The sequence below is a fragment of the Stenotrophomonas sp. YJH_SMC_20 genome, from assembly GCF_059367845.1.
This window is the reverse complement of sequence record NZ_JCAFRG010000002.1, coordinates 1-14,815: the sequence shown is the minus strand read 5'-3', so window position 1 is coordinate 14,815 and position 14,815 is coordinate 1. Positions and strand designations below refer to the sequence as shown.

The following is a 14,815-nucleotide window of genomic DNA, read 5'->3' as shown; positions in this document are numbered from 1 at the left end:
CACCGTGCAGACCACCGACCACCCGAGTTCCCCGGCCGCCACTCCGCCGTCTTCGCCTCGTGACCACAGCATGAAAATCAAACGATTCGTCGCCGCCGACATGCGTTCGGCCATGAACCTGGTGCGCAAGGAACATGGTCCTGATGCCGTGATCCTGTCCAACCGCCGGATCGAGGAAGGCATCGAGATCGTCGCCGCCGCCAACTACGATGAAAGCGCCGTGCAGCGTGCGCTGGAAGCCTCGCGCCGCGAGGTGGCGCCGCCGCCGGCGCCCAAGCCGCGCAACGCCGCCGATGCGGTGATCGCCGCCGTCACCCGCCGTCGCAGCGCCACCCCGGCACCGGAGCCGGTCGCCGCCACCACCTCGGCGGTGGCCGCCCTCGCCCGCGCCGCGGTCGGCGCCACCGGCCGCACCCTGGACAGCGCCGACGAGATCGTGCCGACCCGCGGCAGCACCGGCTTTGCGGCCACCCTCGCGCGTGCCGCCGTCAACGAACCGGCGCTGCCGGAACAGATCTTCGCGCCGTTCGCCGAGGCCATCGTTGCACCGGCCGCCGCCGTGCCGGCCAACCGCGCCCGCTTCCAGATCGATCCGCCGCACGAGGCGCATCACGAAAGCGTGGCGCCGGCCGTGCAGCCGCCGCCGCTGCCGACCGCTGCCGTCGCCGACGCGCAGCCGGCCAGCGCCGCCAGCGAACCGGCGTTGGCCGATGCCATTGTCGAAACCGCGCCGGCCCCCACCCTGGCTCCGGCTCCGGTGCTGACGGTGGTCGCCCAGGACGACGCCGAGATCCGCCAGTTGCGCCAGGAAGTGGCCGGCATGCGCCAGGTGATCGAGCGCGAGATGAACCGCTTCACCGACGAGCGCCTGCGCGGCTGCCCGGTGCGCGCCACCGCGTTGGACCTGATGGACGAATATGGCTTCGATGCCGGCCTGGCCCGCGACGTGGCCATGCAGATCCCGCTGGAGACCGAAGCCCATCGTGGCCGCGGCCTGATGCTGGGGCTGATCTCGCGCAAGCTTCCGATCGCCCCGGTCGACCCGCTGGAAGAAGGCGGCGTGATCGCCCTGGTCGGCCCGACCGGCGCCGGCAAGACCACCACCATCGCCAAGCTGGCCTCGCGATTCGCCGAGAAGCACGCGCCGCGTGACGTCGCCCTGGTCACCACCGATACCGCCCGCATCGGCGCCCGCGAGCAGCTCTACGGCTACGGCCGCCAGCTCGGCATCGCGGTGCACGAGGCCAACAGCGGCACCGACCTGGACCAGCTGCTGGAACGCCTGAAGGACTACAAGCTGGTGCTGATCGACACCGCCGGGCTGGGCCCGCGCGACCGCGCGCTGGCCGCCCAGCTGCAGTGGCTGCGTGCCGCCCGCCAGGTGCGCACCCTGCTGGTGCTGCCGGCCAATACCAGCTTCGGCGACATGGACGAGGTGGTCCGCCGCTTCGGCGCCGCCAACCTGCAGGGTCTGGTGCTGAGCAAGCTGGACGAGACCGGCCGCTTCGGCAACGCCCTGTCGGTGGCGGTGGACCACGCCCTGCCGATCACCTGGGTGACCGATGGCCAGGACGTCCCGGAGGACCTGCATAGGGCCAGTGCAGCCAATCTCGTACTTCGCCTTGAAGATTTGCGCCGAGCGGCCGATATGCCCTGCAACCCGGAGTTGAACCATGCCGTCGCGTGAGTACGCCAAGCTGACCAAGACCTTCCCGCTGTCGGCCACCCGCAGCGAGCCGCTCGGCCCTGTGCGCACCATCGCGGTGACCGGCGGCAAGGGCGGCGTGGGCAAGACCAACGTCTCGGCCAACCTGGCTGTGGCGCTGGCGGGCATGGGCAAGCGCACGCTGCTGCTGGACGCCGACCTGGGCCTGGCCAACATCGACGTGATCCTGGGCTTGAACCCCACCTTTACGCTGGCCGACCTGGTGGCCGGCCGCTGCTCGCTGGACGACGTCATCGTCGAAGGCCCGAACGGCGTGCTGGTGGTCCCGGCCGCGTCCGGTCGCCGCCACATGGCCGAGCTGGCCCCGGCCGAGCACGTCGGCCTGGTCAACGTGTTCTCCGAACTGGAACGCGAGCTGGACATCATGGTGGTGGACACCGCCGCCGGCATCACCGATGGCGTGCTGACCTTCTGCCAGGCCGCGCAGGACACCGTGGTGGTGGTCTGTGACGAACCGGCCTCGATCACCGACGCCTACGCACTGATCAAGGTGCTGTCGCGCGAGCGCGGCGTGGACCGCATCCAGGTGGTGGCCAACATGGTGCGCGACCCCAACGAGGGCCGCGTGCTGTACGAAAAGCTGACCCGCGTGTGCGAGAAGTTCCTCGCCGATGTCTCGCTGAACTACCTGGGCTGCGTGCCGCAGGACGACTGGCTGCGCCTGTCGGTGCAGCGCCAGCAACCGGTGGTGAAGGCCTACCCGTCCAGCCCGGCCGCGCTGGCGATCACCGAGATCGCGCGCCGCACCGCACGCTGGCAGGCGCCGACCGAACCGCGTGGCGGCGTCGAGTTCTTCCTCGAGCGCATTCTCAAGCAGCGCGGGGTGGCCGCATGAAAGGCGCAGCCCAGTACCGGGAGGTCCAGCGCTCGGCGGCCAACGAGGTCATCTCCCAGCACTCGGACCTGGTGCGGCGCATCGCCCACCACCTGGCCGCACGCCTGCCGGCGAGCGTGGAGGTGGACGACCTGATCCAGGCCGGCATGATGGGGCTGATCGAAGCGTCGCGCAGCTACGACGCCGACCAGGGCGCCTCGTTCGAGACCTACGCCTCGATCCGCATCCGCGGTTCGATGATCGACGAGATCCGCCGTGGCGACTGGGTGCCGCGCTCGGTGCATCGCCGCGCACGCGACGCCGCTGCCACCATCCGCCGCCTGGAACAGAGCACCGGCCGTGCCGCCAGCGCCACCGAAGTGGCCGCCGCGATGGAGATGCCGCTGCCCGAATACCTGCGGCTGATGGAAGACGCCGCGCGTGGCCAGGTGCTGAGCCTGGAGTCACGCATCGAGGACCAGGGCGAGCTGGATACCGTCGCCCAGGGCGGCCCGACGCCGCAGCAGGTGCTGGAGCGCGGCGAGTTCGGCCGCGAGCTGGGCAAGGCCATCGGCCACCTGCCCGAGCGCGAACAGCTGGTGCTCTCGCTCTATTACGAGCAGGAACTGAACCTGAAGGAGATCGGCGCGGTGCTCGGCGTGAGCGAGTCGCGGGTCTGCCAGATACACGGCCAGGCCGTGCTGCGCCTGCGTGGACGATTGAAGATTTTCGAGGCGGCCGACGCCGGCCTGGAAGAGTGAACATGCCCGAGGCGGCTGCCCCCGGCCACCCGGAATGAACAACAAAGGAACTCTGCTTTGAACAAGAACATGCGCATCCTGATCGTCGACGACTTCTCGACCATGCGTCGCATCGTCAAGAACCTGCTGGGCGATCTTGGCTTCACCAATACCGCCGAAGCCGAGGACGGGCATGCCGCGCTGTCGCTGCTGCAGAGCCAGTCGTTCGATTTCGTCGTCACCGACTGGAACATGCCGGTGATGACCGGCATCGAGCTGCTCAAGGCGATCCGCGCCGATGCCAAGCTGAAGACCCTGCCAGTGCTGATGGTCACTGCCGAAGCCAAGCGCGAACAGATCATCGAAGCCGCCCAGAACGGCGTGAACGGCTACATCATCAAGCCCTTCACCGCGCAGACGCTGGAAGAAAAGCTCGGCAAGATCTTCGAACGCCTGGCGGCCAGCGCCTGATGGATACCACGGTCGACAAGAACGCCCTGGCCCTGCGCCTGCAGGAAGCCCTGGACGCACTGGAGTCCGGTGACGAAGCTGCCTGGCGGCAACGCATCGACGGACTGGTCGCGCTGCGCACGCAGCCGATGATGAGCGGCCTGTCGCGGCTGGCCCGCGAGCTGGGACAGGCGCTGGGTGAACTGCCGACCGTGCCCAGCGAGGCCGGTGAGCTGGATGACGCCTGCGCGCGCCTGGACCACGTGGTGGCGATGACCGAACAGGCCACCCACCGCACCTTGGACCTGGCCGAGGAATGCCGCAGCCTGACCGAACAGCTGCGTGCCGAAGGCCTGCAGCCAGGCCAGGACGCGCAGCTCGAGCGCATCCGCCACAACCTGACCGAGATCGCCCTGACCCAGAGCTACCAGGACCTGACCGGGCAGATCATCCGTCGCGTGGTCGGCATCGTCCGCCGCGTGCACGAGGGCTTCGGCGCACTCGGCCTGCCGCCGGAACAGCATCGCACCGACCCGGCACTGGCCGGGCCGGCACTGAAGGGACTGGACCGCCACGCGGTCTCGCAGAACGACGCCGACGACCTGTTGTCGGATCTGGGGCTGTAAGCATGAGCGCGGTATCCGACGACATCACTGCCGATTTCATCATCGAGGCGCAGGAGATCCTGGACCGCCTCGGCGAACAGCTGGTGTCGCTGGAGCAGGCACCGCAGGACAGCGACCAGCTCAATGCGGTGTTCCGCGGCTACCACACGCTCAAGGGCGGCGCCGGCTTCCTCGGCGTCACTGCCATGGTCGAGCTGTGCCACGCCGCTGAGGAGGCGCTGGGCGCGGCGCGCGCCGGCCAGGCCGTGCTGCAGGCCCACCACTTCGACGCGGCCCAGCAATCACTGGATTACCTGCAGTCGATGCTGGACGCCGTGTCGTCCGGCACCGAGCCGGGCTATGCGCCGCCGGACCTGATCGCCCAGTTCGACGTGCACGGGGGTGCCGTGGCTGCGCCCGCCGCCGCCGCAGCACCCGCCGCGGGGGGCAGCGACCTGATCACCGACGACGAATTCGAGGCGCTGCTCGACCAGCTGCACGGTGGCAATGCTCCGACTGCGATCGCGCCGGCAAAAAAAGCCGACGACGGCCTGATCAGCGAGGACGAGTTCGAAGCCCTGCTCGACCAGTTGCACGGTGGCGCCGCACCGGGTGCCAAGCCTGCTGCAGTCCTGGCACCGGCGCCGGCGCCCGCGCCGCGCCCGGTCGCTGCACCGGCACCCGTGGCCAAGCCGGCGGCCAAGCCGCTGGCCGAGGCCGAACACACGGTGCGCGTTGATACCAAACGCCTGGACGCGATCGTCAACCTGATCGGCGAACTGGTGCTGTCGCGCAATCGGCTCAAGACCCTGCGTGCACGCCTGCGCGATGAAGAGCTGGACCGCGCCGTGTCGACGCTGGATATCGCCACCGCGCGCCTGCAATCGGCGGTGATGCGCACCCGCATGCAGCCGGTGGGCAAGGTGTTCTCGCGGTTCCCCAAGGTCGCCCGCGACGTTGCCCGCTCGCTGAAGAAGGAAGTGGACCTGGAGCTGATCGGTGCCGAGACCGAGCTCGACCGCAACCTGGTCGAGGCCCTGGCCGACCCGCTGGTGCACCTGGTCCGCAACGCCATCGACCATGGCGTGGAAATGCCCGACCTGCGCGAAGCACAAGGCAAGCCGCGGATGGGCCATGTACGCCTGTCGGCGCAGCAGGAAGGCGACTACGTCAGCATCGAGGTGCAGGACGATGGCGCCGGCATCGACCCGGAGAAGCTGCGCGCCAAGGCGCGCGAGAAGGGCCTGATCGATCCGGAAGCCGCCGCCCGCCTGAGCAGCGAGGAGTGCCTGCACCTGGTGTTCCTGCCGGGCTTCTCGACCAAGCAGCAGGTCACCGATATCTCCGGCCGTGGCGTCGGCATGGACGTGGTGCAGTCGCGCATCCGCGAACTGAGCGGCCAGATCCAGATCCAGTCGGAACTGGGTCGTGGCAGCCGCTTCCTGATCCGCGTGCCGCTCACCCTGGCGATCCTGCCGACCCTGCTGGTGCAGGCCGGCGAGGACGTCTACGCGCTACCCCTGGCACGCGTGATGGAAGTGCTGCACGCGCCGCGCACCTCGCTGGGCTGGTTCGATGGCCGCGCCGTGCTTGATCGCCGCTCGCACACCCTGCCGCTGGTCGACCTGCGCCAGTGGCTGGATGTGACACCGGCCGCGTCAACCCTGCTGACCATCGTGGTGCTGCAGGCCGGCGAAGCCCGCTTCGGGCTGGTCGTGGACCAGGTGCGCGGGCGTGAGGAAGTGGTCATCAAGCCACTGCCGAAGGCCCTGCGCGGCCTGCGCGGTTATGCCGGTGCAACCTTGATCGGCGATGGTCGCATGGCCCTGATCCTGGACGTGGACGGGCTGCGTTGAACCCCGCCAGGGCCATGCCCGGCAACCCGAAAAACTGTGACTACCGTCTGTACGCGATCTACCGGTGTCTCAAGTCCCATTCATACACGCCGATACCGGAACCATGGATAGACTCAGCCTCATTGGACTCTTTCTCGCCCTGGCCTCGCTGGTCGGCGGCAGCATCCTCAAGGGCGCCGGCCTGGCGTCGTTGTGGTCGCCTGCGGCGTTCGTGATCGTCATCGTCGGCACCGTCGCCGCGATCCTGCTGCATACCTCGCCGGCGGTGTTCAAGCATGCGTTCAAGATCGTGCGCTGGGTCGTACGCCCGCCACACAGCGATCGCCGTGAACTGATCCAGCAGATCGTCGAGTGGAGCAACATCGCCCGCCGCCAGGGCCTGCTGGGCCTGGAATCGCAGGTGGAAGCGCAGCAGGACCCGTTCCTGCGCAAGGGCCTGCAGCTTCTGGTGGACGGCGTCGAGCCCGAATCGATGCGGCACATGCTGGAAATCGAACTGGGCAGCCAGGAACACCAGGACCAGGCCGGCGCCAAGGTCTTCGAAGCGATGGGCATCTACGCCCCGACCCTCGGCATCATCGGCGCCGTGCTCGGCCTGATCGCGGTGATGAAGAACCTGGCCGACCCGAGCAAGCTCGGCCACGGCATCGCCGCCGCGTTCACCGCCACCATCTACGGCATCGCCTCGGCCAACCTGCTGTTCCTGCCGGTGGCTGCCAAGCTCAAGAGTGTGATCTCGCACAACACCCGCGACCGCGAAATGGTCATTGAAGGGCTGATCTCGATCGCCCAGGGCGAGAACCCGCGCAACATCGAAACCAACCTTTCCGGCTTCCTGCACTGACATGGCCCGCCGCAAGCACCACGAAGAGCACGCCAACCATGAAGCATGGGCGATCCCCTATGCCGACCTGATGACGCTGCTGCTCGCCTTCTTCGTGGTCATGTACGCGATCTCCTCGGTCAACGAGGGCAAGTACCGGATCATGGCCGACGCGCTCACCGATGCCTTCGGTGGCGCACCGCGCACCATCAACCCGGTGCAGGTGGGGAACAAGCAGGTGCAGGGTGGCGGCTGGGACAGCCCTTCGGTGATCAAGTCCGGCACCAAGATCGGACCCTCCGCGCCGGCGCCGTCGCACGACCCGACCCTGCTGCCGTCGATGGCCTCGCAGATGCGCATGCCGGTCTCCGTGCACAACCAGGAACAGATCGCCCGTGCCGAGCGCCAGCTCAACAGCATCGCCGACCGCCTCACCGCTGCATTGGCGCCGCTGATCGACCGCGGCATGATCAGCGTGCGCCGCACCGAGTTGTGGATTGAAGTGGAGATCAACAGCGACATCCTGTTCCCCACCGGCTCGGCCGCGCTGGACGTGCATGCACGGCAGACGCTGGCCAGCCTGGCCGAGGTGCTGCGTGACGTGCCCAACAGCGTGCGCGTGGAAGGCCACACCGACAACGTGCCGATCGCCACCGCCACCTTCCCTTCGAACTGGGAACTGTCGGCCGGCCGCGCGGCCAGCGTGGTGCACCTGTTCGCCGACCAGGGCGTGCAGCCGTCGCGGCTGGCGATGGTCGGCTATGGCCAGTTTCGTCCGCGCGAAGAGAACGACAGCGCGCAGGGGCGCAACCGCAACCGCCGGGTGATGGTCATCATCCTGGCCGACACCTCACATTCGGTGGATCCGCTCGGCCAGCGCCTCAATGCGGCCACCGGCGCCGTCGACAACAGCACCACCGAACAAGCCGCCGCAACTCCGGCCAGCGCCCCCACCTCCCCCATCGCACCGGTGAAGTTGCCGCCGGTGCGGGCTGGCAGCCGCGTCGGCGCCGCCGTTCCCCCGGCAATGAAGGAGTAAACCGATGCGCATCTGGGCAATCGCCAACCAGAAGGGCGGAGTCGGCAAGACCACCACCACCCTCGCCCTCGGCCGCGGCCTGGCCGCGCTGGGCCATCGCGTGCTGCTGATCGATCTCGATCCGCACGCCTCGCTCAGCCGCGCCTTCGGCGTACCGGTCGATCCGCCGCCGGCCGGCGTGCTGGAACTGTTCGGCGCTCCGCCGGCCGATCTTTCCAGCCTGTGCCATGCCAGCAGCATCCAAGGCCTGGACTATGTCTGCGCGCAGTCGGCGCTGGCCACGCTGGAGCGCCGCAGCGCCAACCAGCCCGGCCTCGGCCTGGCCCTGCAGAACGCACTGGCGCGCCACCAGGGCCAGCACGACTACATCCTGCTGGACTGTGCCCCCACCCTTGGCCTGTTGATGATCAACGCGCTGGCCGCTGCCGACCGCCTGATCATCCCCACCCAGGCCGAGCCGCTGGCCCTGCATGGCCTGGACGGCATGGTCCGCACCGGCGAGATGGTCGAGCGCTCGCGCCGCCGCTCGCTGCCGATCTCGATCCTGCCGACCCTGTTCGACCGCCGCACCCGCGCCGGCAACGAGTCGCTGCGCACCATGCAGGATCGCCATGGCACCCGCGTGTGGGAAGACGCCATTCCGATCGACACCCGCATCAGCAATGCCGCAGGCCTGACCCTGCCCAGCGTTGGTGAGGAGTACCCGGGCCGCGGCCTGGCCGCCTATCGCCGCGCACTGAACTGGATCCTCGGTGAGGATGCCCGCGCCCTGGAGCAGGCCGCATGAACAGCACCGGCGTACTGGACGACTATCTGGACGAACTGCTGGGCGAAGCGATCGCTCCGGCCGTCGTGCTTCCAACGCCGGACAGCGTCGCCCCGGCCCCGGCCAGCATATCGCAACCGGAACATGAGCCGACCTGGGATGACCTGCCGGCCGAGGTGATCTACGAAACCGACACCGTCGCCGCGGCGCCTGCCGCGGACAACGCCGCGCTCGAAGCCGCCTTCGAGACCGCCGCAACGGCCGGGCGCGAACCCACCTGGGACGATCTGCCTGCCGAGGTGATCTACGAAACGGAGACTGTTGCCGTTGCACCGGCAGAGGACGACGCAGCACTGGAGGCCGCCTTCGAGGCCGCCGCAATGCCGGTCGCCGCTCCCGAGCGGGAACCGACCTGGGATGATCTGCCTGACGAGGTGATCCACGAGACGGCCCCGGCCAAGGCCGGCCCGGAGCCCACCTGGGACGACCTGCCCGACGAAGTGATCTACGAGACCGACGCGGCCGACAGCCATCACCTCGCCCACACTGACAGCCCCGGCCTGCAGGCAGCGTTCGAGGCCGCTGCCGGCGGCGCGGATGTCCCCACGCCGCCCCCGGCCGTGGTAGCGCCCCCGGCGCCGCGCCCTGCGCCCGCGCCTGCCCCGGCTGCGCCCGCTGCCGTCGCGCCGCCGCCCCGCGTTGCCGTGGATGCCCCGGCCACCAACCGTCCCGGCACCTGGCAGGAACTGCAGGCACAGGCTCTCCAGCCCGCCAGCAGCCCGCATCCGCAGAACCGCCGCGCCGGCGAGCGCACCTCGCGCTGGCTGCGCCTGCGTTGCGGCGCCCAGGCTTATGCGCTGGAACTGCTGAAGGTGCAGGAAGTGGTGCTGCCAGTTCCCCTGCTGCCATTGCGCGGCACCGCACCAGCGATGCTCGGCATCATGAACCTTCGGGGCCAGGTGGTACCGGTGATGGATCTCGGCCTGCACCTGGGTGCGGCCGCTGCCGAAGACGATTCGCAGACCCGCATCGTGGTGCTGGAGGAAGACGGCGAGACCATCGGCCTGCGCGTATCGGCGGTGGAAGATGTCGCCAACCTTACCGACTCGCAGATCGAGCCGCCTGATACCGCGCGCATCTGCCAGATTTCCAACGACCTGTTCCGTGGCGTCGCCCGGGTCAGCCAGCGTCCGATGATCCTGCTCGACGCCACACGGCTGTTGAGTTGAGTCGGCGCTTTGCGCCGACGCGGTGCCTGTCGGGGACGCAACGCGTCGATTCCCCTAAAGAACCCTGCCGGGGTGCCGTTATGGATCACGGAACCGTTTGTCCGGAGCAACGATGAGCACTGTCGAACTGGGTGGGGATCTCGGCATCGAGAGCAGCACCGAGCTCAAGAACCGCCTCGCCCCGCTGGTGGCGCAGGCAGGCGAGCTGACCCTGGATGCAAGCCAGGTCGCCCGCATCCACACGGCCGCCGTGCAGGTGCTGTGTGCATTCGTGCAGGCCCGCCGCGAGGCCGGCCTGGGCACCGGCTTCCACGGTTGCACCGCAACCTTCCGTGACGCCGCGCGCCTGCTGGGCGTCACCCAGGCCCTGGGCCTGGACGCAACCCATGACAACCTGAAATCTGTGGAGAACGCTGCATGAGCGCACGTATCTTGGTGGTGGACGATTCGGCGTCGATGCGCCAGATGGTTTCCTTCGCCCTCACCTCGGCCGGTTTTGCCGTCGAAGAAGCCGAAGACGGCGCGGTCGCGCTCGGTCGCGCCAAGGGCCAGCGCTTCAACGCGGTGGTCACCGACGTCAACATGCCGAACATGGACGGCATCGCGCTGATCCGCGAACTGCGCCAGCTGCCGGACTACAAGTTCACCCCGCTGCTGATGCTGACCACCGAATCGGCCGCCGACAAGAAGTCCGAAGGCAAGGCCGCCGGTGCCACCGGCTGGCTGGTCAAGCCGTTCAATCCCGAACAGCTGGTCGCCACCGTGCAGAAAGTGCTGGGCTGATCGCCCCGCACCGCTCCCCTTCTTCGCTTCCGGACCGCCACTGCCATGAGCATGGACCTGCAACGCTTCCACGCCACCTTCTTCGAGGAGAGCCGCGAAGGCCTCGACGCGATGGAGGCTGGCCTGCTGGCCCTGGAATCGGGACAGCAGGACGCGGAGATCATCAATTCGGTGTTCCGCGCCGCCCATTCGATCAAGGGCGGCGCCGGCACCTTCGGCTTCGATGCCATCGCCGGCCTGACCCACGTGCTGGAAACGCTGCTCGATGAGCTGCGTGCCGGCAAGCGGGCGCTGGAAGGCCATGCCGTCGACGCCATGCTGTCTTCGGTGGACGTGCTTCGCGCCCTGCTGCGCGAAGCCGAACACGGCCAGGCTGCCGACCCCGCCGCTGTCGCCGCAGTGAAGGCGCGCCTGGAAGCCGTTCTCTCCGGCCAGGCCGCATCGAGCGCTCCGGTCGCGACAGCGGCCAAGGTGGACGATACCCCCGAAGCCTGGCAGATCGGATTCACTCCGGCGCCGTCGCTGTTCATGAGCGGCAACGACCCGCTGCGCATCATCCGCGAGCTGGAACACCTCGGCTCGCTGCAGGTCGCCGCGCGCATGGAACGCCTGCCCGGCTTCGCCCAGCTCGACCCGTTGGAGGCCCACCTGGCGTGGGATCTGGGCCTGGTCGGCAAGGTGCCGCGCAGCAAGATCGAAGACACCTTCGCCTGGGTGCTGGACGACTGCGAACTGGACATCCGTCCGGCCGCGCCGCCAAGCCTGGCCACCCAGGCCCCGGCCGCAGCTGCCCCCGCTCCGGTGGCAGCGGCGCCGTCGGCACCTGCCGCGCCAGCCGCCAGTGGCGGCGCCAACCAGGAAGCGGAAACCTCGATCCGCGTCAGCGTCGACAAGGTCGATGCGCTGATCAACCTGGTCGGCGAACTGGTCATCACCCAGGCCATGCTCAAGCAGGTCTCGCACGCACTGGACCCGGTCCACGCCGAAAGCCTGTTCGCCGGCCTGGACCAGCTTGAACGCAACACCCGCGACCTGCAGGAAGCGGTAATCGGCGTGCGCATGCTGCCGGTCGATGCGGTGTTCCGCCGTTTCCCGCGCCTGGTCCGCGACCTGTCCAGCCGCCTCGGCAAGCAGGTGCGCCTGCGCACCGTCGGCGAAGGTACCGAGCTGGACAAGGGCCTGATCGAGAAGATCGCCGATCCGCTGGTGCACCTGGTGCGCAACTCGATCGACCACGGCCTGGAAATGCCCGACGTGCGCCGCGGTGCAGGCAAGGACGAGACCGGCACGATCACCCTGGCGGCCTCGCATCAGGGCGGCCATATCGTCATCGAAGTCAGCGACGATGGCCGTGGCCTGGACCGCGCCAAGATCCTGGCCAAGGCTCACGAACGCGGCCTGGCCGTGCCGGACAACCCGACCGATTCGCAGGTCTGGGACCTGATCTTCCAGCCAGGCTTCTCCACGGCCGATGCGGTCACCGACCTGTCCGGGCGTGGTGTCGGCATGGACGTGGTCCGCCGGAACATCCAGGCACTGGGCGGCGAGGTGCAGATCGAAAGCAGCCTCGGTACCGGCACCCGCACGCTGATCCGCCTGCCGCTGACCCTGGCCATCCTCGATGGCATGACCGTAGCAGTGGCCGGCGAAACCCTGATCCTGCCCCTGGCGTACGTGCTGGAGGCGCTGCAGCCGCAGGCCGAGGACATCCGCAGCATGGCCGGCGAGGGCCGCGTGCTGCGCGTGCGTGGCGAGTACCTGCCGATCCTCTCGCTGAGCGAGTACTACGGCTACGGCAACCGCGCACCCGGCAGCGAATCGCTGGTGGTGGTGGTCGAAGGTGATGGCCAGAAGATCGCGCTGGAGGTGGACGAACTGGTCGGCCAGCAGCAGGTCGTGGTGAAGAACATCGAGAACAACTACCGCCGCATCGGCGGAGTATCCGGCGCCACCATCCTCGGCGACGGCCGGGTCGCGCTGATCGTCGACATCGGTGGGTTGGTGCGCTCGCTGCGGATGCCGCAGGCGGCCTGATCCACGCTGCATGCGAACCATGGACCGCCGCCCCTCGGGGCGGCGGTTTTCGTTTGTGTTCGGCCTGCCAGGGGGGTCAGATTCCCCTTCCGCAGGAACGGAATCTGACTGCGGGACGGCTCCCCGAAACCAAATCGTGAACTCCGTCGGCACGCTAGTTGCTGTCGCAACCACTTCATCCAATCGAAAACCGCGTCGCTGCAACGCTTCCGTGCTGCCCTCCCTACGCATCCGAATGTGATCTGCGTCCATAAAGTCCATCGAGACTGCGCCGCTATTTCGCATTGACGGCCGTCACCGAACCCCACCGGGAACCACCGTTCGCTCTGCAACCACCCCCAAACCGGCGCACAGACGCCGGCACTCTGCCCACCTGGAGCACCCTGCATGAAGTGGTTCCAAGATCTGCCCATCGCCCGCAAGCTGGCTGTGGGGTTCACCCTCACCACGTTGATGACCCTGATCCTCGGCGCGTTCGCCCTGCTGCGACTGAGCGAAGCCAACGCGCAGCTACGCGACATGGCTGGCAACGATATCCCCTCGGTCCAGCACCTGGGCGAGGCGCGCTCGCAGCTCGGGGAGTTCCGCACCTACGAACTGGCCCAGCTGAGCATGCTCGACCAGCCGGAAAAGGTGGCCGACTACAACAAGCGCATGGACGACACCGCCAAGGCCGTACATGACGAACTGGCGGCGTACGCGGCGCTGCCGGCGCTGGACAAGGAGCGTGAACTGTATCGCGCAGCCAGCGCGCAACTGGATCGCTACTTCGCCGCCAACAAGGCGATGCGCGACGCCGTGACCGCCGGCGACGGCGTCCTGGCGCGGCAGATCTCCGACGAGCAGTCACGCCCGGCGCGCCGCGACCTGTTCGCTGCGATGAAGGCACTGGGCGCCCATATCGCCGGGCAGATGGACGGCAAGATCGCCGACGCCAACGCCACCCATCGCAACAGCATGATCGCCATCATCGGCTGCATCATCCTGCTGTCGCTGGTGGCCGCCGCGCTGGCCATCGTCATCTCGCGCGCGGTCACCGGCCCGCTGGGCAAGGCCGTGCATGCCATCCAGGCGGTCGCCCGCGGCGATCTCAGCGTCAGCACCCAGGCCACCAGCAGGGACGAAGCCGGCAGGATGCTTACGGCCACGGCCGAAATGACCGCAATGCTGCGCCGTTTCAGCGAGCAGACGCAACTGATGGCACAGATGCATGCCGGCCCGGACATCAGCCACCGTATTCCGGAAGACTTCCCGGGCGTCTACGGCCAGCTGGCCAGCGGCATCAACACGGTGATCTTCGAACACCTCGATGCGATCGTCGATGCCATCGAAGTGCTCAACCAGTACGCCATCGGCAACCTTGCTCCGGACGCCCGCCGCCTGCCCGGCAGCCGCGCGATCCTGCACGAATCGATGGACGCCGCCAAGGCCAGCCTGCTGGCCATCAATACGCAGATCCAGCACCTGGCCTCGGCCGCCGCTGCGGGCGACTTCAGCCAGCGCGGTGACGCGCAGCGCTTCGATCACGATTTCCGCGTGATGATCGAGCAGCTCAACAGCATGATGCAGGTCGCCGACGGCAACCTCGGCCAGCTCTCGCAGCTGCTGCAGTCGATCGCCGCCGGCGACCTGACCGCACGCATGGACGGCCAGTTCAACGGCGTGTTCGCGCGCATGCGCAACGACGCCAACACCACCGTCGCACAGCTGACCCAGATCGTCAGCCAGATCCAGGCCAGTGCCTCCAGCATCACCCTCGCCGCTGGCGAGATCGCGTCCGGCAACAGCGACCTGTCGCGCCGTACCGAGCAGCAGGCCGCCAACCTGGAGGAAACCGCCGCCTCGATGGAGGAACTGACCTCCACCGTGCGCCAGAACGCCGAACACGCCCGCCAGGCCAACCAGCTCGCCATCGGCGCCCATGGCGTCGCCTCGCAGGGCGGTGAGGTG

Annotated in this window: 14 protein-coding genes; all 14 read left to right on the top strand. The window is 68.5% G+C overall.

Annotation, left to right across the window (positions count from 1 at the left end):
- The first annotated feature begins 70 nt into the window (after positions 1-70).
- Entirely contained in the window at positions 71-1,687 is a 1,617-nt protein-coding gene (flhF, locus tag AC5P6A_RS03410; protein WP_346714809.1) for a flagellar biosynthesis GTPase FlhF, read from the top strand.
- Positions 1,674-2,561, top strand: coding sequence for a MinD/ParA family ATP-binding protein (locus tag AC5P6A_RS03405; RefSeq protein WP_005409532.1), 888 nt, complete (start codon positions 1,674-1,676; stop codon positions 2,559-2,561). The genes flhF and AC5P6A_RS03405 overlap by 14 nt, the downstream gene beginning before the upstream one ends.
- Complete coding sequence (locus AC5P6A_RS03400) at positions 2,558-3,301, top strand: RNA polymerase sigma factor FliA (protein ID WP_019659593.1); 744 nt, start codon at positions 2,558-2,560, stop codon at positions 3,299-3,301. Before AC5P6A_RS03405 ends, AC5P6A_RS03400 begins: the two co-directional genes overlap by 4 nt.
- 57 nt (positions 3,302-3,358) lie before the next feature.
- Entirely contained in the window at positions 3,359-3,751 is a 393-nt protein-coding gene (cheY, locus tag AC5P6A_RS03395) for a chemotaxis response regulator CheY (RefSeq protein ID WP_019659592.1), read from the top strand.
- A complete protein-coding gene (locus AC5P6A_RS03390) occupies positions 3,751-4,356 on the top strand; it encodes a protein phosphatase CheZ (protein ID WP_019659591.1) in 606 nt (201 codons plus the stop codon). The genes cheY and AC5P6A_RS03390 overlap by 1 nt, the downstream gene beginning before the upstream one ends.
- Before the next feature lie 2 nt (positions 4,357-4,358).
- Positions 4,359-6,191, top strand: a complete 1,833-nt coding sequence (locus AC5P6A_RS03385) for a chemotaxis protein CheA (protein ID WP_026346971.1) — start codon at positions 4,359-4,361, stop codon at positions 6,189-6,191.
- Between the two features lie 103 nt (positions 6,192-6,294).
- Positions 6,295-7,035 (top strand): flagellar motor protein, encoded by a 741-nt coding sequence (locus AC5P6A_RS03380; RefSeq protein ID WP_010482457.1) that lies wholly within the window; start codon positions 6,295-6,297, stop codon positions 7,033-7,035.
- A 1-nt stretch (position 7,036) separates the two neighbouring features.
- Positions 7,037-8,053: a flagellar motor protein MotD gene (gene motD, locus AC5P6A_RS03375; protein ID WP_429001269.1), complete on the top strand. Its 1,017-nt coding sequence runs from the start codon at positions 7,037-7,039 to the stop codon at positions 8,051-8,053.
- Between the two features lie 4 nt (positions 8,054-8,057).
- Positions 8,058-8,840 (top strand): ParA family protein, encoded by a 783-nt coding sequence (locus AC5P6A_RS03370; RefSeq protein ID WP_346714807.1) that lies wholly within the window; start codon positions 8,058-8,060, stop codon positions 8,838-8,840.
- Positions 8,837-10,048 carry a chemotaxis protein CheW gene (locus AC5P6A_RS03365; protein ID WP_346714806.1) on the top strand — a complete coding sequence of 404 codons (1,212 nt, stop codon included), beginning with the start codon at positions 8,837-8,839 and terminating at the stop codon, positions 10,046-10,048. Before AC5P6A_RS03370 ends, AC5P6A_RS03365 begins: the two co-directional genes overlap by 4 nt.
- 112 nt (positions 10,049-10,160) lie before the next feature.
- Entirely contained in the window at positions 10,161-10,469 is a 309-nt protein-coding gene (locus AC5P6A_RS03360) for an STAS domain-containing protein (RefSeq protein WP_019659587.1), read from the top strand.
- Complete coding sequence (locus tag AC5P6A_RS03355; RefSeq protein WP_005409521.1) at positions 10,466-10,831, top strand: response regulator; 366 nt, start codon at positions 10,466-10,468, stop codon at positions 10,829-10,831. The genes AC5P6A_RS03360 and AC5P6A_RS03355 overlap by 4 nt, the downstream gene beginning before the upstream one ends.
- Before the next feature lie 45 nt (positions 10,832-10,876).
- Positions 10,877-12,865 (top strand): chemotaxis protein CheA, encoded by a 1,989-nt coding sequence (locus AC5P6A_RS03350; RefSeq protein ID WP_171953137.1) that lies wholly within the window; start codon positions 10,877-10,879, stop codon positions 12,863-12,865.
- 387 nt (positions 12,866-13,252) lie between these two features.
- A partial coding sequence (locus AC5P6A_RS03345; protein ID WP_495222230.1) for a HAMP domain-containing methyl-accepting chemotaxis protein occupies positions 13,253-14,815 on the top strand: 1,563 nt, incomplete at its 3' end.

Bases quoted from the DNA above. Each gene is read 5' to 3' on its own strand.
- AC5P6A_RS03355 (WP_005409521.1), top strand. From the start codon at position 10,466: ATGAGCGCACGTATCTTGGTGGTGGACGATTCGGCGTCGATGCGCCAG.
- motD (WP_429001269.1), top strand. From the start codon at position 7,037: ATGGCCCGCCGCAAGCACCACGAAGAGCACGCCAACCATGAAGCATGG.
- AC5P6A_RS03385 (WP_026346971.1), top strand. From the start codon at position 4,359: ATGAGCGCGGTATCCGACGACATCACTGCCGATTTCATCATCGAGGCG.
- flhF (WP_346714809.1), top strand. From the start codon at position 71: ATGAAAATCAAACGATTCGTCGCCGCCGACATGCGTTCGGCCATGAAC.
- AC5P6A_RS03400 (WP_019659593.1), top strand. From the start codon at position 2,558: ATGAAAGGCGCAGCCCAGTACCGGGAGGTCCAGCGCTCGGCGGCCAAC.
- AC5P6A_RS03390 (WP_019659591.1), top strand. From the start codon at position 3,751: ATGGATACCACGGTCGACAAGAACGCCCTGGCCCTGCGCCTGCAGGAA.
- AC5P6A_RS03380 (WP_010482457.1), top strand. From the start codon at position 6,295: ATGGATAGACTCAGCCTCATTGGACTCTTTCTCGCCCTGGCCTCGCTG.
- AC5P6A_RS03360 (WP_019659587.1), top strand. From the start codon at position 10,161: ATGAGCACTGTCGAACTGGGTGGGGATCTCGGCATCGAGAGCAGCACC.
- AC5P6A_RS03365 (WP_346714806.1), top strand. From the start codon at position 8,837: ATGAACAGCACCGGCGTACTGGACGACTATCTGGACGAACTGCTGGGC.
- AC5P6A_RS03405 (WP_005409532.1), top strand. From the start codon at position 1,674: ATGCCGTCGCGTGAGTACGCCAAGCTGACCAAGACCTTCCCGCTGTCG.
- AC5P6A_RS03350 (WP_171953137.1), top strand. From the start codon at position 10,877: ATGAGCATGGACCTGCAACGCTTCCACGCCACCTTCTTCGAGGAGAGC.
- AC5P6A_RS03370 (WP_346714807.1), top strand. From the start codon at position 8,058: ATGCGCATCTGGGCAATCGCCAACCAGAAGGGCGGAGTCGGCAAGACC.